20 protein-coding genes, 1 other RNA gene and 2 pseudogenes are annotated in these 20,167 nt (G+C 71.5%); 11 read left to right on the top strand and 12 right to left on the bottom strand.

The annotated features are described in order from the left end of the window. Positions 1-13: 13 nt before the first annotated feature. From ACFXMF_RS29500 to ACFXMF_RS29490, 3 genes and pseudogenes are all read right to left on the bottom strand, one after another. Positions 14-412, bottom strand: a complete 399-nt coding sequence (locus tag ACFXMF_RS29500) for a hypothetical protein (RefSeq protein ID WP_380020850.1) — start codon at positions 410-412, stop codon at positions 14-16. Between the two features lie 25 nt (positions 413-437). Further along, positions 438-1,451: pseudogene (recA, locus tag ACFXMF_RS29495) on the bottom strand (recombinase RecA); the annotation flags it as partial. Between the two features lie 215 nt (positions 1,452-1,666). After that, complete coding sequence (locus ACFXMF_RS29490; RefSeq protein ID WP_360312749.1) at positions 1,667-1,858, bottom strand: hypothetical protein; 192 nt, start codon at positions 1,856-1,858, stop codon at positions 1,667-1,669. Positions 1,859-2,088: 230 nt separating this feature from the next. On the opposite strand from ACFXMF_RS29490, the gene ACFXMF_RS29485 reads away from it, so the two are divergent. Further along, on the top strand, positions 2,089-2,697 hold the full coding sequence (locus ACFXMF_RS29485) for an NADPH-dependent FMN reductase (RefSeq protein WP_379991996.1): 609 nt from the start codon (positions 2,089-2,091) through the stop codon (positions 2,695-2,697). Between the two features lie 200 nt (positions 2,698-2,897). Here ACFXMF_RS29485 and rnpB read toward each other — a convergent pair. Together rnpB and ACFXMF_RS29475 are read right to left on the bottom strand one after the other, a co-directional pair. Next, positions 2,898-3,313: RNase P RNA component class A (gene rnpB, locus ACFXMF_RS29480), an RNA gene on the bottom strand. Between the two features lie 80 nt (positions 3,314-3,393). Continuing rightward, a pseudogene (locus tag ACFXMF_RS29475) lies at positions 3,394-4,554 on the bottom strand (RNB domain-containing ribonuclease); the annotation flags it as partial. Positions 4,555-4,912: 358 nt separating this feature from the next. On the opposite strand from ACFXMF_RS29475, the gene yaaA reads away from it, so the two are divergent. The 4 genes from yaaA (at position 4,913) to ACFXMF_RS29455 (ending at position 7,964) form a co-directional block, all read left to right on the top strand. After that, positions 4,913-5,710, top strand: a complete 798-nt coding sequence (gene yaaA / locus ACFXMF_RS29470; protein WP_360310189.1) for a peroxide stress protein YaaA — start codon at positions 4,913-4,915, stop codon at positions 5,708-5,710. Between the two features lie 186 nt (positions 5,711-5,896). Then, positions 5,897-6,610, top strand: a complete 714-nt coding sequence (locus tag ACFXMF_RS29465) for a DUF732 domain-containing protein (RefSeq protein WP_360310191.1) — start codon at positions 5,897-5,899, stop codon at positions 6,608-6,610. 129 nt (positions 6,611-6,739) lie between these two features. Beyond that, a complete protein-coding gene (locus ACFXMF_RS29460) occupies positions 6,740-6,976 on the top strand; it encodes a chaplin (protein WP_379991997.1) in 237 nt (78 codons plus the stop codon). A gap of 298 nt (positions 6,977-7,274) precedes the next feature. Then, on the top strand, positions 7,275-7,964 hold the full coding sequence (locus tag ACFXMF_RS29455) for a bifunctional DNA primase/polymerase (protein ID WP_360310193.1): 690 nt from the start codon (positions 7,275-7,277) through the stop codon (positions 7,962-7,964). 33 nt (positions 7,965-7,997) lie between these two features. Here ACFXMF_RS29455 and ACFXMF_RS29450 read toward each other — a convergent pair whose 3' ends face one another. After that, positions 7,998-8,957 (bottom strand): hypothetical protein, encoded by a 960-nt coding sequence (locus ACFXMF_RS29450; protein ID WP_360310195.1) that lies wholly within the window; start codon positions 8,955-8,957, stop codon positions 7,998-8,000. 97 nt (positions 8,958-9,054) lie between these two features. Next, entirely contained in the window at positions 9,055-9,903 is an 849-nt protein-coding gene (gene map, locus ACFXMF_RS29445) for a type I methionyl aminopeptidase (protein ID WP_360310197.1), read from the bottom strand. A gap of 99 nt (positions 9,904-10,002) precedes the next feature. Here map and ACFXMF_RS29440 point away from each other — a divergent pair, with 99 nt between their 5' ends. After that, positions 10,003-10,221, top strand: coding sequence for a hypothetical protein (locus ACFXMF_RS29440; RefSeq protein WP_360310199.1), 219 nt, complete (start codon positions 10,003-10,005; stop codon positions 10,219-10,221). Between the two features lie 42 nt (positions 10,222-10,263). Here the strand turns inward: ACFXMF_RS29440 and ACFXMF_RS29435 are convergent, their stop codons facing one another. Both ACFXMF_RS29435 and ACFXMF_RS29430 read right to left on the bottom strand, forming a co-directional pair. Then, complete coding sequence (locus ACFXMF_RS29435) at positions 10,264-11,034, bottom strand: MgtC/SapB family protein (protein ID WP_360310201.1); 771 nt, start codon at positions 11,032-11,034, stop codon at positions 10,264-10,266. A 137-nt stretch (positions 11,035-11,171) separates the two neighbouring features. Further along, positions 11,172-11,636 (bottom strand): DUF1508 domain-containing protein, encoded by a 465-nt coding sequence (locus tag ACFXMF_RS29430; protein WP_360310203.1) that lies wholly within the window; start codon positions 11,634-11,636, stop codon positions 11,172-11,174. Positions 11,637-11,819: 183 nt separating this feature from the next. Between ACFXMF_RS29430 and npdG the strand changes: the two genes are divergently transcribed. Then, complete coding sequence (npdG, locus tag ACFXMF_RS29425) at positions 11,820-12,512, top strand: NADPH-dependent F420 reductase (RefSeq protein WP_360310205.1); 693 nt, start codon at positions 11,820-11,822, stop codon at positions 12,510-12,512. A 282-nt stretch (positions 12,513-12,794) separates the two neighbouring features. On the opposite strand, the gene ACFXMF_RS29420 is transcribed toward npdG, so the two are convergent. The 3 genes from ACFXMF_RS29420 to ACFXMF_RS29410 form a co-directional block, all read right to left on the bottom strand. Next, positions 12,795-13,946 (bottom strand): bifunctional RNase H/acid phosphatase, encoded by a 1,152-nt coding sequence (locus ACFXMF_RS29420; RefSeq protein ID WP_360310207.1) that lies wholly within the window; start codon positions 13,944-13,946, stop codon positions 12,795-12,797. Further along, on the bottom strand, positions 13,943-14,686 hold the full coding sequence (locus tag ACFXMF_RS29415) for a C4-type zinc ribbon domain-containing protein (protein WP_360310476.1): 744 nt from the start codon (positions 14,684-14,686) through the stop codon (positions 13,943-13,945). The genes ACFXMF_RS29420 and ACFXMF_RS29415 overlap by 4 nt, the downstream gene beginning before the upstream one ends. A gap of 151 nt (positions 14,687-14,837) precedes the next feature. After that, a complete protein-coding gene (locus ACFXMF_RS29410) occupies positions 14,838-15,665 on the bottom strand; it encodes a Nif3-like dinuclear metal center hexameric protein (RefSeq protein ID WP_360310209.1) in 828 nt (275 codons plus the stop codon). A gap of 167 nt (positions 15,666-15,832) precedes the next feature. Between ACFXMF_RS29410 and ACFXMF_RS29405 the strand changes: the two genes are divergently transcribed. From ACFXMF_RS29405 to ACFXMF_RS29390, 4 genes are all read left to right on the top strand, one after another. Beyond that, the gene (locus ACFXMF_RS29405; RefSeq protein ID WP_379988380.1) at positions 15,833-17,140 is read left to right on the top strand and encodes a PASTA domain-containing protein; all 1,308 of its coding nucleotides are present in this window, start codon (positions 15,833-15,835) and stop codon (positions 17,138-17,140) included. A gap of 85 nt (positions 17,141-17,225) precedes the next feature. Next, positions 17,226-17,990, top strand: coding sequence for an SDR family NAD(P)-dependent oxidoreductase (locus tag ACFXMF_RS29400; RefSeq protein WP_360310213.1), 765 nt, complete (start codon positions 17,226-17,228; stop codon positions 17,988-17,990). An 86-nt stretch (positions 17,991-18,076) separates the two neighbouring features. After that, positions 18,077-19,339, top strand: a complete 1,263-nt coding sequence (locus ACFXMF_RS29395; protein ID WP_360310215.1) for a histidine kinase — start codon at positions 18,077-18,079, stop codon at positions 19,337-19,339. Beyond that, positions 19,336-20,007 (top strand): response regulator transcription factor, encoded by a 672-nt coding sequence (locus ACFXMF_RS29390; protein ID WP_360310217.1) that lies wholly within the window; start codon positions 19,336-19,338, stop codon positions 20,005-20,007. Before ACFXMF_RS29395 ends, ACFXMF_RS29390 begins: the two co-directional genes overlap by 4 nt. Positions 20,008-20,167: the final 160 nt, after the last annotated feature.

The following is a 20,167-nucleotide window of genomic DNA, read 5'->3' as shown; positions in this document are numbered from 1 at the left end:
GGCCAGGCTCGGGTCAGGCCGTAGCCGGCGCGGAGGCGGAAGAGGTCTCGGGCGAGTTGCCGGCCGGCGTCGCGCGCTTGCTCCGCCCGTCCCGATCACCGTCGGACCGCCGACTCGCGGTCCGCTCGTCCGCGTCGTGGACGTCGGCCCCCGAGCCGTCGTCCCCCGCGTTCCGATCGCCGATTTCGTTCTCGCCGGCCGCGCGCTCCCCCGAGTCGCGTCGCGTCGAGCCGGCTCGGCGGGTGTTGCGGCGCTCGGCGGCACCGCGGCCGACCCGATCGCCCGTCGTGGCACGCGCCGCGACGGCCGCCAACGCGGCCCGCAGTTCGGCCGGGTCGACCGGCGGGGAGACGGGTCCGGCCTCGGATCCGTCCCCCCACGTGTTCGACCACTCGCCGGCAGGGCGACCCACGAGCTCAGCCCTCCTCGGGTTCCGCTTCCGCCGGCACGTCGACCCGCGGGCCGACGCCGAGCTTCTCCTTGATCTTCTTCTCGATCTCGTCGGAGAGGTCGGGGTTGTCCTTGAGGAACTTCCGCGCGTTCTCCTTGCCCTGACCGAGCTGGTCGCCCTCGTACGTGTACCAGGCGCCGGACTTGCGCACGAAGCCGTGCTCGACGCCCATGTCGATCAGGCCGCCCTCGCGGCTGATCCCGACGCCGTAGAGGATGTCGAACTCGGCCTGCTTGAACGGCGAGGCCAGCTTGTTCTTGACCACCTTGACCCGGGTGCGGTTGCCGACCGCCTCGGTGCCGTCCTTGAGCGTCTCGATCCGTCGGATGTCCAGACGCACGGACGCGTAGAACTTCAGCGCCCGACCACCGGTGGTGGTCTCCGGCGAGCCGAACATCACGCCGATCTTCTCGCGAAGCTGGTTGATGAACAGCGCGGTGGTGTTCGTCTGGTTGAGCGCACCGGTGATCTTGCGGAGCGCCTGGCTCATCAGTCGGGCCTGGAGGCCGACGTGCGAGTCGCCCATCTCGCCCTCGATCTCGGCGCGCGGCACGAGCGCCGCCACCGAGTCGATGACAATGATGTCGACCGCGCCGGAGCGCGTCAGCATGTCGACGATCTCCAGCGCCTGCTCGCCGGTGTCCGGCTGCGACACCAGCAGGGCGTCGGTGTCGACGCCCAGCTTCCGCGCGTAATCCGGGTCGAGCGCGTGCTCGGCGTCGACGATCGCCGCGATGCCGCCGGCCCGCTGCACGCTCGCGATCGCGTGCAGTGCCAGGCTCGTCTTGCCGGAGCCTTCCGGGCCGTAGACCTCTACGACGCGACCACGCGGGAGGCCACCGATGCCCAGTGCCACGTCGAGCGAGATCGAACCGGTGGGAATGACCTCGATCGGTGCACGCGCCTCGTCGCCGAGACGCATCACCGAACCCTTCCCGAACTGTCGTTCAATTTGGGCGAGGGCGTTCTCCAACGCCTTCTCGCGATCCTGTCCAGCCATGGATGCCGCCTTGCCGGTCTGTGGTGTTCGCTTCACACCTTGAACGCTAACCCGTCGCACCGACACGGAGGCACGACCGGCCCACGCCTGTGGACAACGTCGGGGGAAGCGTAGCCCGAACTCTTGTTCGAATCAGCCGGCGACACGCCATCGCCCGGCGGCATCCACCCATACGGGGGACGCCCGGTGTGCGGCGACAGCGACCCCGCCCCGACTCAGGCCCCCGCGGCGACCTCACGCGAACGGCGCACCCGGTGCCGGCGCAGGTAGTAGAAGGCGAGGTTCCCGTCCAGCGCGGCGAGCAGCACGAAGGGCACGCCGAGCCAGCTTCCGTTGACGAAGGCCACCACGGCGGCGGCGAGCGCCAGGACGCACACGATCACGGCGAGGACGACGATGCGGGGCATGGCGGGGGGCTCCAGACGGGTGCGAACGAGGAACGACCGCGGCGATACGGGCGCGGCACGGCTCCATTGTCGCCCCCGCCGAACCGGCCGCGGCACCGGCCGCCGACGGCACGGAAGGCGCGAGTCGGGCCCGGAAATCCGAGGGAAGTTGAATCCACAACAAAGCCGCGCTACATTGTTAAACGTTCAACAACCTGCTTCGCCCCGTCTCGCCGTCCACGGAGGACCCCATGTCCCGCATCCTGGCCATCTCCGGCTCGCTGCGCGCCCAGTCGTTCAACACCGCGCTCCTGAACGCCTTCCAGCCGTTCGCCCCCGAGGGCATGCAGATCGAGGTGTACAAGGGTCTGGACGAGCTCCCGCACTTCAACCAGGACCTGGAGGCCGACCCGCCGGCGTCCGTGGTGCGCCTGCGCGAGGCGATCGCCGATGCGGACGGCCTGATCATCGCCACCCCCGAGTACAACCGCAGCCTGCCGGGCGTGCTCAAGAACGCGCTGGACTGGGCCTCGCGTCCGTACGCCCAGGGCGTGCTGGCCGGCAAGTCGATCGTCGCGATCTCCGCCTCGCCGGGCGTGCAGGGCGGCATCCGCGCGCTGATCCAGCTCAAGACCCTGCTCCGGGACCTGAACAACTTCGTCGTCTCCGGCCCGGAGATCTCCGTCCCCGAGGTGCACACCCGGCTCGGCGTCGAGGCCGACGTACAGCACGTGCTCACCGACCCGGCCACCGCCGGCATGGTCACCCACGTCCTGGCCGGCCTGCAGGACGCGATCGACAACAACGCCGGCGAACTGGTCGCCCGCCCGCTGGGCACCTGGGCCGCCTCGCTGGCCTGACCCCAGCGGTCCCCCACGACGCAGGACGGCACCGGGCCCGGCACATCCGATCGGATGGCGCCGGGCCTCGTGCCGTCACCGGCCGTGCCACCAGCGCACGGACCACCGGTCCCCCCGCGCGCGCCGCCGTACCGTCGCCCATTGCGCGAAAAGACCCCCGACCCGCGTTCGCGGATCAGGGGCCCTGGTCGGATTGCCGACGGACGAGTCGGCCTCTACGCCGGGTTCTGTCTCCCGGGAGCCTTGCGGCGCCCGGGGAGGCGGCCATCCATCTACGACTGCCGTTGCCGACAGCCTCCAGCGGTCTACCCGCGAACTCGGGCGGGCCGCCCTCGAACGTTCGCGCAGAGCACGCCATTTCGCAGGCGTACTCCTCTTGACCTTGCTCCGGGTGGGGTTTACCTAGCCGCCCGAGTCACCTCGGGCGCTGGTGGTCTCTTACACCACCGTTTCACCCTTACCGGGCGTCCGAGGACGCCGGCGGTCTGTTTTCTGTGGCACTGTCCCGCGGGTCACCCCGGGTCGGTGTTACCGACCACCCTGCCCTGTGGAGCCCGGACGTTCCTCGGCGGAACCCTCCGAGGAGGAATCCCGACGCGGCCGCCCGGCCGACTCGTCCGCCGTACCGGCCATCCTAGCGGGGGCGAACCGCACCCTTCGCCGGGAGTCGTCCGCCTCGGTCAGCCGGACCCGGACCCGCTCGCCCAGCCCCAGGCCCGTGCCGTCGAAGCGGGCTCGCACGGCCGGCTCGGCCAGTTGCACGGTCCCGCCGTCGCCGCGGTCGTTCAGGTCCACCACCACCGCGTCGAACTCGTCGCCGACGTGATCGGCGAGCACGACCGCCTCGACCAGGGACACCGCCTCGCGCTCGACCTCGTGCGCCCGGCGGTCGCCGGTCTCCATCGCCTTCGGCAGCTCGTGCAGCCGGGCGCCCACCCACTCGGGCACGTCGGTACCCGCGACCAGCGACACGCAGATCTCGCCCGCGTACCGGTCGACCAGGCGCCGCAGCGGAGCGGTCACGTGCGCGTACTCGTCGGCCACCGCCGCGTGTCCGGCCTGCTCCGGCACGCCGGCGTCGAACGCGGTGTAGCCCGCCCCGCGCAGCAGTCCGGTGGCCTCCTGGAGGAACGCCGCGTGCCGGGGGTTGTCCGGGTCGAGCGAGCGGATCACCGCGCCGTACGTGCCGCCCTCGGGCCAGGCCACGTCCAGCGCCCGGCCGACCCGGCGGACCTGGGCCAGCGCCTCCGGCGGCGGTGGCGGCAACGTACGCAGGATGCCCACGCCCGCATACGTCATCAGGTCGGCGGCGGCGATGCCGGTGAGCAGCGAGATCTGCGCGTTCCAGCCCTCGGCCGGGATCGGTGCCCGGTATTCCAGGCGCCACGAGTCGCCGTGCTCGACGATCTCCTGCTCCGGGATCGGCAGGCTCACCCCGCCGCGATCGCTCTCGAGCAGCTCGCGCAGCCGGCCGATCTCGGCGAGCAGCGCCAACGGCTCCTCGGCGATGCCCGCGTCGATGGCGCGTTGCACCTGCGGATAGTCGAACCGGATCCGGCTGCGCACCAGCGCGCGAAAGACGTCGGTGCCGATCAGGTCGCCGGACGCGTCCAGGTCGAGCACCCACACCAGCGCGGGCCGATCCTGCCCCGGGAGCAGACTGGCCGCCGCCTCGGACAGGGTCGGCGGATGCAGCGGGATGCGCTCGTCCGGCAGATAGAGGGTCTCCACCCGGCGCATCGTCTCCGCGTCCAGCGCACCGCCGGGGGTGACCCAGGCCGCCACGTCGGCGATCGCGTAGTGCACCCGATAGCCGGTGTCCGTACGGACCAGGTGCATCGCCTGGTCCAGGTCCATCGACTCGGCCGGATCGATGGTCAGGAACGGCAACCCCGTCAGGTCCCGACGAGCCAGGGTCGGCCCGCGCCGGGCAGCCGCCTCCGCCTCCGCCAGCACCTGCGGCGAGAACGGCCCCGGCAGCCCGAGGTCCGCACGCAGACGGGTGAAGCCGGCCCGCAGGCGGTCACCGTCGGCGGACCTGATGTGGAGATGGCGACGAGGCACGGATCGAGCTTAGGAAAGATCCGCTGCGGTGCGAAGGATTTTCACGGCTTTTCGCCCGCCCGCCCGGCGCCGCCGCGTCGTGTTCGGTCCGGCTCGTCCCCATAAACTTGGTCGGTCCCCTGTCCGGTCCGCGCCGCTTGGAGTCCCGCCCGTGCTCGTGTTGTTGCCGCCCTCCGAGGGCAAGGCCGCTACGGGGACGGGCCCCGCGCTCGACCTCGCGAGCCTTTCGATGCCGGAACTGAACTCCGTGCGGCGGCAGGTGCTCGACTCGTTGATCACCCTGTGCGAGGGCGACGAGCTCAAGGCCCTCGAAGTGCTCGGCCTCGGCCCGAAGCTGCACGGCGAGGTGCTGCGCAATCTCGACCTGCGCGAGGCACCCGCGTTGCCGGTGGCCACCTTGTACACGGGCGTGCTCTACGACGCCCTGGACCTGCCCTCGCTCACCGGTGCGGCGGCGGCGCGCGCGGCCGGTTCGATCCTGGTCTTCTCCGGGCTGTGGGGCGCGTTGCGGCCGACCGACCGGGTGCCGCCGTACCGCTGCTCGATGGGTGTTCGCCTGCCCGGCATGGGTGCGCTGGCCGGCCGGTGGCGCCCGGCGATGACGCCGGTGTTGCCGCGGCTCGCGGGCGAGGAACTGGTCCTGGACCTGCGCTCGGCGGCGTACGGCGCGGCCTGGAAGCCGACCGGCGCGGTCGCCGAGCGGACCGCCACGGTGCGGGTGTTGCACGAGCGCGTCGTGGACGGGGTGGCCAAGCGCTCGGTGGTGAGCCACTTCAACAAGGCGACCAAGGGCCGGGTGACCCGCGATCTGCTGGTCTCCGGTGCCGAACCGCGCAATCCGGCCGAACTGGCCGAGGTACTGGGCGGACTGGGCTGGACCGTGGAGACGGCCGAACCCAAGCAGGGCGGCACGCCCTGGGCACTGGACATCGTGGTCGCCGCGGTCTGAACTCGACCACCGTCCGAACGGTTGCGATCGAACCAAGCCTGACCTTGCCTCACCTTGACAAATCAAGGGAGCTTCATGATCCTGACGCTTCCTCCGCAGGCAAAAACCAAAGCATTTCGTCCTACTTTTGGATGATCCGTGCGTCGAGCCCGGCGGAGTCGACGATCCGACATCCATGGGGGATGAGTGAGTTACCCGCCGCCGCCCGGCCAGGACCCGAACCAGCCGTACGGCCAGCCGCAGTACGGGCAACAGCCGTACCCGGGCCAGCAGCAGCACGGCCAGGACCAATACCCGGGTCAGTACCAGCAGTCGCAATACCCGCAGGGACAACCGGGCCCGTACGGGCAACCGCAGTACCCGAACGGCTACCCGCAGGGCGCCGGCTACCCGCCGCCGCCCGGCCGCAGCCGCAAGGGCCTGTGGATCGGCGTCTCGGTGGTCGCGGTGCTCGCGGTCGTCGGCGTGGTCGCCGCGATCGGCCTGTCCGGCGGCGACGACGACAAGAAGAGCTCGGCCGCCTCGACCTCGTCGGCGACCGCGTCGACCGGCGGCAAGTCCGGGTCGGCCACACCGTCGACCAAGCCGACCAAGCGCACCACCGCGCCCGAGCCGGACCCCGACGACGACTCGACCTCGGTGCCCGGACTGGGCGGCGGCGCGCTGGGCGAGGACAACTTCCTCACCACGGTGCACATGCTCATCCCGGCGACGAAGTCGAAGTCGGACGCCGACCTGGTGGCCCAGGGCAAGCAGGCCTGCTCCGACCTCAAGTCGGGGAAGTCCCTGGTGGAGACCTCGACGAAGGTCACCGCGGTGAACGCCCTGCAGGAGAAGGCCATGCTCGTGGGCGCCGCGATGCCCGCGTTCTGCCCGGACCAAACCGGCAAGATCAGGTAGCTGCGGTCCGCAACGCGGGGTGAACGAGTGAATCTCGTCCGCCCCGCGTTGCCACTTCGCCACCGCGTCGTTGATCAGTCTGCCGAATCTGGTCGGCAGTGACGTGGAGGAACGAACGCTGTGACGAACATGAAGAAGGTCGCCGCCGTCGCGGCCATCGCCGGTGGCATCGCGGCCATGGGCGCGGGCGTGGCCAACGCGAGCGCGGACTCCCAGGGTGCGGCCGTCGGGTCGCCGGGCGTCGTCTCCGGCAACCAGATCGCCGTCCCCGTGCACATCCCGGTCAACATCTGCGGCAACACCGTGGACATCCTGATCGGCGTGCTGAACCCGACGTTCGGCAACACCTGCGTCAACGCGGGCTGATCACCCGCCCCGGCCCCCGTCCTCGGTCGAGGGCCGACGCGACCGCCTCGTTCCCGATCCCCGGGAACGAGGCGGTCGTCGTTTGCGGGCGGCGCACCGAAGCGAAGCGATCCGCGATGTACATTTCTCGCGGGTTCGCGGTGCCGGACAGGCGTCGTTCCGATCACCTGCGAACCCTGTCGGCACATCGACTCGAGCTACCCGCGATGATGGGGATTGCCCGGGCCGCTCTTCCGCGTTGTATACGCAGAGGCGCCGGGTGGGGCGCGTATGAAACGCACGCGGAAGAAGGGGTTCCATGGAGCGAATGGGCAGAATGGCCGGATGGCTGCGCCGTCGACCGCGTGAGGACCCGGACGCCGCGCGCGACCGGCGGGCCGGACTGCTCATGGACCTGGTCGAGCGCGGCTGGCCCGTCTGTCCGGCGGCGCACCCGGTGGGCTTCGGCTGTTCCTGTGACCGGGTGGGTTGTCCGGCGCCGGGAATGCATCCGGTCTCGTTCGCGTGGCAGACCCAGGCGTCCACCGATCCGGTCCAGGTGGCGCGCTGGTTGGAGCTGTATCCGGAGGCCAACTTCGTCACCGCGACCGGTGCGGGCCACGACGTGCTGGACGTACCCGCGCGGGCGGGCGAGATCGCCCTGGCGGTGTTCGCCGAGCAGGGCATCGAGATCGGCCCGGTGGCCTCCTGCGGCCCCGAGCGCACGCTGTTCTTCACCGCGACCCGCGGCACGCCCGCCGACGAGGACGAGTGGTGGCCGTGCGAACTGGACTGCCATCCCGAGACGCTGGACGCGCATCCGGGCCTGCGCTGGCACTGCCGCGGCAGCTACGTCCTGGTCCCGTCCGCGCAACACCCCTCGGGACAGCCGGTGCGCTGGATCCGCGGCCCCGAACTCCCGCTGCCCGACCCGCTTCGGGTGCTGGACGTGCTCACCGACGCGTGCGACACGGTGGGCGCGACGGCCGGCGACGTGCGCTGGATGTAGCCGGACCCACCGGCCGGCCCGGCACCGGCGGCTTCACTCGCCGTCGGCGCCGACCAGGCCGTACATCCACCCCACGAGCTGCACCTTGCCGCCGGCCCTGGGCACCACCGCGACGTATTCGGAGAGCCGGTGCTCGGTGACCGCCCGGACCGGCTTGCCGGTCAGGAAGGTCAGCGTCGAGGGGTCCACGTCACCGAGTCGGCGCGGCGGCTGCACGGTGAGCTTGACGCTGTGCTGGAGGGCGAAGAGCACCAGCGCGCCGCCGTCCTTGGTGCGCACCGCGAGCGGCGGGAACTGGTTCGCCGCGCTGTCCACGGTCTGGCGGACGAAGCCCTCGCCGATCGGCTCGTCCCGCTGCCGGCGCAACTGCGCGGTGTAGGGGTCGGGCCCGAACAACTCCGCGCGCGTCTTCCCGTCCTTGAGGAACTCGGTGAGTATGGGCGCCAGTTCGCCGGGGGCGGCGGCCAGTCCCGGGGCGGTCGGGGAGACCGGTTCGAGGTAGCCGTCGGCGTCCTTGGCCAACTCGGGCAGCGGGCTCTGCAGGGTCGGACCCCACGCGGCCTGCCACACCGCGTCCGGGTTCGCCTTGACGAACACCAGCAACTGCGGCTTGGCGTTGTTGAAGTTCGGTGTGCTGTGCACGGCGAACCACTTGGGCCAGCCGATCACCTTGGGGATCAGGTACTCGGGCCGCTCGTGCGTGATCGGGGTCTTGCCCAGATTCCCGCGCGGGTCGGTGAAGCTCAGGATCTTCAGACCGGCCTGGTCCAGCGCACCGAGCGAGCCGGTCTCGACCCGGGCGTTGAGCGGCAGGTCGCGGTTGGCGTAGGCCTGGTTGTTCTGTACCTCGTAGTCGTGCAGCACCTTGCCGGCCGCACGCCGGTCCAGGGCTTCGACGGGCGTCGAGGAACCGTGGACGGCGACACAGCCGGTCGCGGCGAGCGCCGTCACGAGCAGGGCGGCGGTCGCGGCCGCCGCGCGGGGTATGCGCATCGGTACTCGGCAACTCTTCCGGGGGAGCGGGCAGGAGGAGATCTCGCGAAACCTTACTGCCCGCGCCCCGCACGGCATCGAGCCCGTCCGATCCGCACTACACGACGGTCAGCACCTCGGCCCCGGTGTCGGTGACGACCAGGGTGTGTTCGAACTGCGCGGTGCGCTTGCGGTCCTTGGTGACCACGGTCCAGCCGTCGTCCCACATGTCGTAGTCGTAGCTGCCCAGGGTCAGCATCGGCTCGATGGTGAAGGTCATCCCGGGCTCCATCACGGTGGTCGCCCGCTCGTCGTCGTAGTGCGGGATGATCAGGCCGGAGTGGAACGAGCTGTTGATGCCGTGGCCGGTGAAGTCGCGGACCACGCCGTAGCCGAAGCGCTTCGCGTAGGACTCGATGACCCGGCCGATCACGTTGATCTGCCGACCCGGCCGGACCGCCTTGATGCCCCGGTTCAGCGCCTCGCGGGTGCGCTCGACGAGCAGCGCGGACTCCTCGTCCACGTCGCCGACCGGGTAGGTCGCGTCGGTGTCGCCGTGCACACCGCCGATGAACACGGTCACGTCGATGTTGACAATGTCGCCGTCTTCGAGCCTGGTGGTGTCCGGGATGCCGTGGCAGATCACCTCGTTGATCGAGGTGCAGATGGTCTTCGGGAAACCCCGGTAGCCCAGGCAGGACGGGTAGGCGTGGTGGTCGAGCACGTACTCGTGGGCGACCCGGTCCAACTCGTCGGTGCTCACCCCGGGCGCGATGTGCGCGGCGGCGGCCTCCATCGCCCCCGCCGCGATCCGACCGGCCACGCGCATGCGCTCGATCGTCTCGGCGTCCTGCACCTCGGGCCCGGTGTACGGGGTCGGCGCCGGCTTCCCGACATACTCCGGCCGCGGGATGTCGGCGGGAACGGAGCGGATGGGGGTCGCCTTACCGGGTACGAGAATCGCCATAACCAGCGAGTGTAGCCGGCGCCGCGACCGACGCGGCGATCGATACGACGGATCCGACGCGTCGTGGCGAGCAGGGATCGAGTGGGTGGAGGACGGGCCGTGAAGTTCAGGCTGTGGCGCAGGCCCGAGGGGCGCGCCGGCGAGTGGTACTACTGCATCAGGCACGGCGCGGTCGAGGAGGGTCCGGACTGCCCGGCGCGCGACCGGCTCGGGCCGTACGCGACCCGCCGGGAGGCGGCGAACGCGTTGGAGACGGCGAAGACCCGCAATCAGGCGTGGGAGAACGACCCCAACTGGAACGACCCCGGGCGCCGCTGAGCGAAGCGCGGGCGCCGGGTGGACACGCGGCCCGCGGTCGGGTCACTCGGCGGGTTCGGGGACCCGGCCGCCGCCCACGGTGAGCACTCCGGGCAGTTCGGACAGGCCGGAGAGCAGTTCGGTGGGCTCGGCCGCGCCTTCCAGGAGCAACACCATCGCCGAGGCCCGGGGCGCGTTCGCGGACGTCTCCCCGGGATCCTCCGCGCGGTCGTCGCGGGTGTGCACGGATACGTCCACCACGGTGAAACCGGCGCCGGTGCAGGCGACCAGGACCGCGGGGAGCACGCCGCATCCGGGCAGGTAGCTGATTCTGATCTCGGCCGCCCGGGCCCGAACCCCGCCGATCCTGCGGATGATCGGCGGATAGCCGTAGACGACCACGAAGTGCAGCGCGGTGACGCCGACCGCGAGATACGGCAGGCCCGCGCCGCAGGCCATGCCGATCGCACAGGTCAACCAGACGACGGCGGCGGTGGTCAGGCCGCGCACCGTGTCGCGGCGGACGAAGATCAGGCCGCCGCCGATGAAGCCGATGCCGGAGACCACCTGGGCGGCGATCCGGGACGGGTCCCAGCCGACGTGGCCGACGGGCAGCACGTCGGCGAAGCCGTACTTGGAGATCTCCATGAACAGCGTGGTGCCGACGCCGACCAGCGCGTGGGTGCGCAGTCCCGCGCTCTTCTGCTGGATCTCGCGCTCGACGCCGATCACGCTGGAGAGCACGAAGGACAACATCAGCTCGGAGAACTGGGTCCATCCCTGGCTCTGCGCGATTCCCTGCGACCAGGCCGCCAGGGTGGTGCCGGCGTCCACGCGCCCACCTCCTCCGCCCGGGGCCGAAGCCCCGGGACTACTCGATCGTTTTCCCGTCCATGCACGCTAGCCCCGAATGGAGCAGGGTTTGCGCGCGTGATCCGAAAACCGGCGATCAAGGGAGGGGTGGGCGTGGATCAGGCGCGAGCGCGGGCCGCGATTCGCTTTCGCGAACCGGCCGTTCGGGATACGGCCTTTCGGGTACGCGAGGCGGCCGGCTTGGATACCGCCTTTCGGGTGGCCGAGGGCCTGCTCGGGACCTTTCGCGAATCCGCCTTTCGAGGCGGCGCCTTCGCGGTGGTCGACTTCTTGGCCGCACTCCGGCGCACCGTGCCGGCGCGTCGGGTGACGGTGCGGGCGACCGGGGATCGGCGGGACGTGGCCGCGGACTTCGGGGCCTGGGCCCGGGACGCGGCGGCCGCGACGGTGCGGTCGTCGACGGTCTCGGTGTCGCCGTTGCGCTGGATGTAGCGCACGGCGGTGAGCGCCTCGCGCTTGGTCCGATAGGGCGACGACTTGATGATCGTCGTTCCGTTGGCGGCTGCCAGGACGAAGCCGTACTTGCCGGAGCGTCCCTTGGTGACAATGAATTTGGCCGGCACTGCGTCTCCTTGGAGGGTGAAGAGAAAGTTTTCTCCTCCACGAGAACACGGTTCGTCCCACTTGTCATATATAAGTGCTATTTCGGAGTGAATCGGCCCGCACAGCCGAAAACCAGTGTGACCTCGGCTTCATCCGAGCGCCGACCCCGTGTCCTCTGCGGTTCCGGCCGGCAGGATCACGCCATGACAACCCCCTCGTCCCCCAAGCGCGACCCGCGTGACCTGCCGAACATCGACGACCTGGTCGTGGGCGTCCTCGGCGGCACCGGCGAGCAGGGCCGCGGTCTCGCGTACCGCCTGGCCGTCGCCGGCCAGAAAGTGATCATCGGCTCGCGCAGCGCCGAACGGGCCGGCTCCGCCGCGGCGGAGCTCGGTGCCGGTGTCCGCGGCGCGGACAACGCCACCTGTGCGGCGGAGAGCGACATCGTGATCATCGCCGTGCCCTGGGAAGGGCACCGCGACCTGCTCGTCGCCCTCAAGAGCGAGTTGGCGGGCAAGATCGTCGTCGACTGCGTGAACCCGATGGGCTTCGACAAGCAGGGCGCGTACGTGCTCGACGTCGAGGAGGGCAGCGCCGCGCAGCAGGCCGCCGCCGTGCTCACCGACTCGGCCGTCACCGCCGCCTTCCACCACGTCTCCGCGGTGCTGCTGCTCGACCCGAACGTCGAATCCCTGGACACCGACATCATGGTGCTCGGCGACAAGCGCGACGCCACCGACGCGGTCCAGGCGCTCGCGTCGCGGATCCCCGGGATGCGCGGGGTGTACGCCGGTCGGCTGCGCAACGCGCGTCAGGTCGAGGGGCTCACCGCCAACCTCATCTCGACCAACCGCCGCTACAAGGCCCACGCGGGACTGCGCATCACCGACGTGTGAGCCGGGCCGGTGCGCCCACGACGCACCGGCCGGCCGCTCCGGCGGCGGGAACAGCCACTCCTGGAGAGTGGCATGCCCGCCGCCGGACCGTCCTGTCACACCCGGCCCATCGCCGCACTCCGGTACGACGAAAGCCCCGGCCGGGTCGGCTCGGGGCTTTCGGAAGCTTGGTCCTCCGCGTGGTCCGCCCGGAATCCTACTGGCGGGCACGCTGAAGGCGCTTTCGACTATGCCACACCTCCGGCGGTGGCGTCAAACTTTTGTTCGACACCACCCGCGAGGTCACACTCCGCGCAGATGAGCGGTCTCGTTGAACACCCGCAGCGACGCGTTGCCGTCCGACCACCACTGGACCGCGCTGATCGCCGCCGCCGACAACTCCATCCGGAACATCGACTCCGGCGGCGCGCCGAGCGCGATGCGGACCAGCGTCTTGATCGGCGTCACGTGGGTGACCACCAGGACGGTCCTGCCCGGGTGTCGCGCGATGGTCTTGTCCCGGGCCACCTCGACCCGACGGGCCACCTCGGTGAAGCTCTCGCCGCCGGGTGGCGCCGCGTCCGCCGAGGTCAGCCACGCGTCCAGGGCGTCCGGGGTGCGCTCGCGCGCCTCGGCGAAGGTCAGCCCCTCCCAACTCCCGAAGTCGGTCTCCCGGAAGCCGGGTTCCTCGCGCACCTTGAGGCCGAGCCGTTGCGCGACCGCCTCCGCGGTCTGCCGACAGCGGCCCAGCGGCGAGGACACGATCGCCTCGATCGTGCCGCGCTCGGCGAACGCCTCGGCCGCGCGCTCGGCCTGCCGACGACCACGCTCGGACAGGTCGGGGTCGGCGCCGGTGCCGGAGAAGCGCTTCTGCGGGGTGAGCACCGTCTCGCCGTGTCGCAGCAGGACCAGCGTGGTCGGGCGGCCCAGGTCCGGGCCCCAGCCGGGGGCGGTCGGGCGCACCTTGGTGGTGACCGGCTCGTCCGGGACCGGCGGCGCGGCCTTGGGGGTCGCGAACGCGGTGGACTCCTGCGGGGTCCACGTCCGGCCCTTGGCGGCCGCGTCCATCGCCTCGTTGGCCAGCCGGTCGGCGTGCTTGTTCTGCTCCCGGGGGATCCAGGTGTAGGTGACCTGCCCGGGCGGCAGGATGCCCCGGGCCCTGGTCGCCAGGTCGCGCATGTCGGCGTGCTTGATCTTCCAGCGGCCCGACATCTGCTCGACCACGAGCTTGGAGTCGGCCCGCACCTCGACGGTCGCCGTCGGGTCGATCGTGTGCGCCGCGGTCAGGCCCGCGATCAGCCCGCGGTACTCGGCCACGTTGTTCGTGGCCACACCGATCGCCTCGGCCACCTCGTGCAGCACCTCGCCGGTCCCGGCGTCGCGCACCAGCGCACCGTAGGCCGCCGGGCCCGGGTTGCCCCGGGAGCCGCCGTCGGCCTCGACGACGAGCCTCACAGGCCCGACTCGGCCGTGCGGACGAGGATGCGCCGGCAGTTCTCGCAGCGCACGATCGCGTCCGCGGCGGCCGCGCGGATCGCGCCGAGGTCGGTGATCCCCAGCTCCAGTCGGCAGCCTTCGCAGCGACGCTGGAACAGCGGCGCCACCGCCACACCGTGCGACTGCTCGCGGATCTTCTCGTACAGCTTGATCAGGTCGGCCGGGATCGCCGCCGCGATCACCGCGCGCTGCTTGACGGTGGCGGCCACCTCGGTGTCGATCTCCGCCTCGGCGACGGCCCGGCGGGACTCCGCGGCGTCGCGTGCGGCCTGTGCCTCGTCCCGCTCGGCGACCAGCTTGGTCAGCCGACCCTGGATGTCCTCGCGGCGTTCCATCACCTCCAGGACGACCTCTTCGAGGTCACCCTGGCGCTTGGCGAGCGAGGCCACCTCGCGCTGGAGGTTCTCCAGGTCCTTGGGCGAGGTGACGTGGCCCGAGTCGAGGCGCTGCTGGTCGCGTTCGGCGCGCTTGCGGACCTGGTCGACGTCCTGTTCGGCCTTGGTCTGGTCGCGGGCCGCGTCGCTCTCCTCGGTCTCGCCCGCGACCACGAGGTCACGCAGCCGGGCGAGCCGGGAGCCGAGGCGGTCGATCTCCTCGTTCTCCGGCAGGGTGCGCTTGCGGTGGGCGAGCAGATCGATTCGCGAGTCGAGGGCCTGGAGGTCGAGCAGGCGGAGCTGGTCGGCGGGCGCGGCGTTCAGCGGGGGCTCCTTGGATGCGGCTCGGGTGGGCGGGAGGTTGCCTCCCACCCGCCACCCGGTGCGTTTTCGGTGGGTGGGTTCGGTTCTGCGGGCGACTGGCGAGCGTGCGGGCAACCGGCGGGCCGGTCGGACCTCCGCCCCGTCGCGATGCTCAGGGATGCGGAGTGTGGAACGTCCATGGGTCCGTGACTAGTTCCGACACGTGGGTTTCCACCGTAGTACCGGTTGCGGCGAGCGCACGGGCGAGTTCGTCGGCCGCGTACGCCAACCACGGCCACTCGGTGGCCCAGTGTGGGGCATCGAGCAGCGCGGGGCCGCCGTGTTCCAGTGCCTCCGACGCCGGATGGTGACGCAGGTCGGCGGTGACGTAGACGTCGGCGCCGCTGCGGCGGACCGCGTCGAACAGGCTGTCGCCCGCGCCGCCGCAGACCGCCACGGTACGCACCGGGCGGTCCGGGTCCCCGGCCACCCGCAGGCCGGTCGCGGTGCGGGGCAGTGCGCGGGCGGCCCGGGCCGCGAACGCGGCGAGCGTCTCGGGAACGGCCAACTCGCCGATCCGACCGATCCCGCGACACTCGCCCGGGTCGGCCGACACGGGGTCGAGCGGCGCGGTCACGGTCAGTCCGAGGGCGGCGGCGAGTGCGTCCGAGACGCCCGGGGCCGCCGCGTCGGCGTTGGTGTGCGCGACGTGCAGGGCGCAACCACCGGTGATCAGCGTGTGCACGACGCGGCCCTTGAAGCCGGTCGCGGCGACCGAGTGCACCCCGCGCAGGAACAGCGGGTGGTGGGTGACCAGCAGGTCGGCGCCGCGGGCGAGCGCCTCGTCGGCGACGGCCTGCGTCGGGTCGACGGCGAACAACACGGTGCGAACCGACGCGTCCGGGTCGCCGCAGACCAGCCCGACCGCGTCCCAGGATTCGGCCCAACCGGGGTGGTAGATCCGTTCGAGGGCGCTGACGACGTCGGAGAGCTTGGGCACGAAGGGAGGTTACCTCTCCGGGTGGCCACCCCGGATTCGGGCATCCCGGACGGGCGGTGACACAGTGCACCGCACCGCCCTCGGATTGTGTGAAGTCGATCCCATCCGAAGCGTTTGTGCGGTAGGCAGGCTCGCACTGTCGTACGACGACGAGGGGGACGACGACGATGGTGCACTGTCTGCTGTGCGGTACGCCCTATCCGGAGACGGACGCGTACTGCCCGGGCGAACAATGCGGCACCGACCTGCACGGGCAGCGCGCGGGTGATCCCGAGTGCGCGGTGCAGGCCTGGTGCGAGCCTCGTCGTGCCACCGCCGTTCCCGGCCAGACCGTGATGGTGACGCTGACCCTGCGCAACGCGGGCAGTGCGCCGGACCGCTACGACTTCGAGTTGCCCCGGGACGTGGGCCGGCGGGTCGGCCTGGACCGGCCGGGACCGCCGGACGTGTATCCGGGCGAGACGCGGGTGTGGACGATCGTCTACACGGTGCCTGCGGACATCGCGGAGCAGGTCCCGCCGAGCGGGCTGTTCGGGCTGGGCACGCTGGGGGCGGACAGCGGGGGCAGCGCCTTCGAGGAGACGTCCCGGGTGGTCGAGGAGAGCGACGTCCCGGTGCGGGTGGTCTCCGCCCGGGACATGCGGGTGGCGGCGTGTGCGCCGTTCTCGATCCGGGTGCTCGCCGACGACCGTGCCGATTCCGGCGGGCGGGCGGCGGGGGCGGGAGCGGCTGCCCATCACGACGATCGTGAGCGCCGCGGCGGTGGGCGGCGGGGCCGGGTGGCGGCCGCCGTGGCGGCGACGGTGGCCGCGATCGTGGTGGCCGTGTTGGTCGGGATGGCGATGGCGGGTTCGGACGACACGAAGCCGGCCGCCAAGACGAATCCGACCGGGGCCGGCCCGTCCGCGACCGGGACCCGGCCGGCCGCCGGGCCGACCACCGAGGCGCCGGTGACCAGTACGCCGGAGCCGTCCGACTCGGTCTCGCCGAGCGCCAGTACCAGCGCGTCGGAGAAGTTGACCGTGCCGAACGTGGTCGGGATGACCGAGGCGCAGGGCGTCGCGCTGCTGCGCGAGCGGGGCTTCCGCGGCACCGTCAAGGGCAGCGGCGGCACCATCGCCTCCACCGACCCGGCGGCCGGGCGCAAGGTGGACCGGGACAAGGCATCGGTCGTCGTGGTGATGTCGGGGGTCCGGACGACACCGCCGATCACCCGGCCGTCGGCCTCGACGACGCCCACCGGCCCGGGTTCGCCCACCACGCCCGCGAAGACCACGGTTCCGCCGCTGGCCGGGCTGACCGTGGCCGAGGCGAGCACCGCGCTGCGCAATGCCCGGTTGGACATCGGGATCCCCGGCGGGGCCTCCCGGACCGACGTGGTCTCCGGCTCGAATCCCGAATCCGGCGACGTGGTGGCGGTCGGGACCATCGTGTCGGTGACCGTGACGACGCCCACGACCGGCGCCGGAGGGTAACTGACGCCTCGTCAGTTCCCCTGGCCGACTCCCCTCCCCATGCAATAGCTTGCCTCAGTCAAGAACAGGCGAGGGGAGAACGCTCATGCTGGACCTCACAGGCGCGTCCGCGATCGTCACCGGCGGGGCCTCCGGGCTCGGCGAGGCCACCGCGCGCCGGCTCGCGGCCGGCGGCACCGCGGTGGTGATCGCGGACAAGAACGAGGAGCGCGGCAAGGCGGTCGCCGCCGAGATCGGCGCCACCTTCGTCGCCACCGACGTCACGAACGAGGAGCAGGTCCAGGCCGCGGTCCAGGCGGCCGTCGCGCTCGCGCCGCTGCGCGCGCTGGTCTCCTGCGCCGGCACCGGGATGGGCGCCCGCACGGTGGCCCGGGACGGCTCGCCGCACCCGCTCGCCTCCTTCGAGTTCATCGTGCGCCTCAACCTGATCGGCACCTTCAACACGATCCGACTGGCCGCCGCCGCGATGGCCGCGGCCGCGCCGCAGGCGGACGGCGAGCGTGGCGCGATCGTGTGCACCGCGTCGGTGGCCGCCTTCGACGGACAGATCGGCCAGGCCGCCTACGGCGCCTCCAAGGCGGGCGTCGCGGGCATGACGCTGCCCGTCGCGCGCGACCTGTCGGCGATCGGCGTACGGGTCAACACCATCGCGCCCGGCACCATGGACACCGCGCTGTTCGCCGCCGCGCCGCAGTCGGTCAAGGACACCCTGGGACAGCAGGTGCTCTTCCCCAAGCGCATGGGCGTGCCGGAGGAGTTCGCCTCGCTGGCGTACGAACTGCTCACCAACAGCTACCTCAACGCCGAGGTGATCCGGCTCGACGGCGGGATTCGCTTTCAGCCGAAGTAGCGGGAATCGCCGTGAATCAGGACGATCGACCCGTCGTTCGGTGTCGACGGTCGGCGTGGCCGCCCCAATGATGTTGGGATGGGGGCGTGAGCGATCCGACCTCCGCGTGGCAGCGTCCCCTGCCCTTGCGTCTGCCCGGCCTCGCGCCGCCGATCCGCCGCGACTGTGCGATCGGCGGCGTGGTGCTCGCGGGCGCGCTCGTCCTGCTCGCCACCCACTCCTACGTGATCTGGAGCGTGTGGAACCCGAGCGCGTGGTTGCGCCTGCCGCCGCTGCTCCTGCTGTTCGTCGCCCAGTGCCACCGCAGCACGTCGCCGCGCTTCGCGGTGTTCCTGGCCATCGCCTTCGAAGGCGTGGACATGGCGCTCGGGCCCTCCATCGGCGGCCTGATCATGTGGTCGGACGTGCTCTACGCGGCATGTCTGTACGGCACTTCGCGGCTGGCGTTTCGGCTGCTCTACGGCAACGTGGCGGCGCTGGTCGTGGGCGCGATCACGGTCTGGGTGGTGACCGGCGAGTTCCGCCTGTTCGTGCTGTCGATCTTCTACATCGGCCTGGTCGGCGTCTCCCCCGTGCTGACCGGCTTCTCGGTGCGCGAGCACCGCGAGAAGGCCGAGGTGGAACGATTGCGGGCGACCCAGACCGCGCGGTTGGCCGAGCTCGACCACCAGGCCGCAGTGGTCGCCGAACGGGCGCGGATGGCACGCGAGTTGCACGACGTGATCGCCAACCACCTGAGCGCGGTGGCGGTCCAGTCCACCGCCGCGTTGTCGGTGAAGACCCTGGACGAGGCCCGGCTGCGCGAGACGCTGGAGGTGATCCGGGAGAGCAGCCTGCAGGGACTCACCGAGATGCGCCGGATGATCGGCCTGCTGCGCTCGGAGAACACCCCCGAGGAACCGGTGTCGGTGCCGCGCCTGGCCGAGACCGATCGCCTGGTCGAGCACGTGCGCCGGGCCGGGCTGATCGTCGACATCGAGGTCGTCGGGGTGGTGCGGGAGTTGCCCACACCCGTCGACCTGGCCGCCTATCGGGTGGTCCAGGAGACCCTGACCAACGCGCTCAAGCACGCCACGCCGCAGGAGTTGCGGATGGTGTTCGCCTATCGCACCGATGATGTGGTGATCACCGGCGTCAACGGAATCGATCCCGAGCACGTCACCCGGCTGCCCGGCGCCCGCGCGGGGCTGGTGGGCATGTCGGAGCGCGTATCGCTGCTCGGCGGCGTGTTCGAGGCGGGCCCGCGCGAGGGCCGGTGGCACGTGCGGGCCGAACTCCCGTGCGGCGACGACGTGGTGCGCGGTGCCGGAAACAATGCCTCGACGGGGCCGAAGGGTGGGACCGGGTGAGCGACGTCGACACGTTGCGGGTGCTGGTCGCCGAGGATCAGGCGGCGGTCCGGGCGGGTCTGGTGCTGATTCTGGACGCGGCCGCGGGCATCGAGGTGGTGGGCGAGGCCGCCGACGGCGAGGCCGCGGTGACGCTGGCCCGGTCGTTGCGCCCGGACGTGGTGTTGATGGACGTGCGGATGCCGCGACTGGACGGCATCAGCGCCACCCGCGAGCTGACCGCGGCGGGCCTGGACGTCCTGGTGCTGACCACGTTCGACCTGGACGAATACGTGTTCGGCGCGTTGCGCGCGGGGGCGGCCGGCTTCCTGCTCAAGACGGTGGACGCGGAACGCCTGGTCGAGGCGGTGCGGTTGGTCGCGCGCGGCGACGGCTTCGTCGCGCCGGAGGTCACCCGCCGGTTGATCCACGCGTTCGCGAGCCCGCCCCGGCCGGGTCCCGCCGACGGGCCCGAGGTGGGCCCCGAGGCGCTCGCTTCACTGACCCCGCGCGAGGGCGACGTGCTCGCGTGCCTGGGCCGGGGCATGTCGAACCACCGCATCGCCGAGCACCTGGACATGGCCGAGGCCACCGCGAAGACCCACGTGAGCCGGATCCTCACCAAACTGGGCCTGCGCAGCCGGGTCCAGGCCGCGATTCTGGCCCAGCAGCGCGGAATCGGCGAGTAGCCCGAACAGCCCATCCCCAGCCGCATGGTTGTCCCCATGTCCTCTTGTTGACCTGCGCGAATGCCAATGGTTCGGAAATATGCAGATCAACTGACCAACCAACCCTCAATGCGGGTCACTTCACTCGAAGGGGTGAAGGCTGCCGCAACTCGTTGAGGTG

Source organism: Embleya sp. NPDC059213 (assembly GCF_042754445.1).
Taxonomy (GTDB): Bacteria; Actinomycetota; Actinomycetes; order Streptomycetales; family Streptomycetaceae; genus Embleya.
Note: the sequence above shows the minus strand (reverse complement) of the source record. Positions and strands in the feature narration are given on the sequence as shown.

Coding starts and splice junctions, on each gene's coding strand:
- ACFXMF_RS29490 (WP_360312749.1), bottom strand. CDS start 1,858: ATGCCCCGCATCGTCGTCCTCGCCGTGATCGTGTGCGTCCTGGCGCTC.
- ACFXMF_RS29485 (WP_379991996.1), top strand. CDS start 2,089: ATGTCCCGCATCCTGGCCATCTCCGGCTCGCTGCGCGCCCAGTCGTTC.
- ACFXMF_RS29460 (WP_379991997.1), top strand. CDS start 6,740: ATGAAGAAGGTCGCCGCCGTCGCGGCCATCGCCGGTGGCATCGCGGCC.
- ACFXMF_RS29455 (WP_360310193.1), top strand. CDS start 7,275: ATGGAGCGAATGGGCAGAATGGCCGGATGGCTGCGCCGTCGACCGCGT.
- ACFXMF_RS29450 (WP_360310195.1), bottom strand. CDS start 8,957: ATGCGCATACCCCGCGCGGCGGCCGCGACCGCCGCCCTGCTCGTGACG.
- map (WP_360310197.1), bottom strand. CDS start 9,903: ATGGCGATTCTCGTACCCGGTAAGGCGACCCCCATCCGCTCCGTTCCC.
- npdG (WP_360310205.1), top strand. CDS start 11,820: ATGACAACCCCCTCGTCCCCCAAGCGCGACCCGCGTGACCTGCCGAAC.
- ACFXMF_RS29405 (WP_379988380.1), top strand. CDS start 15,833: ATGGTGCACTGTCTGCTGTGCGGTACGCCCTATCCGGAGACGGACGCG.
- ACFXMF_RS29400 (WP_360310213.1), top strand. CDS start 17,226: ATGCTGGACCTCACAGGCGCGTCCGCGATCGTCACCGGCGGGGCCTCC.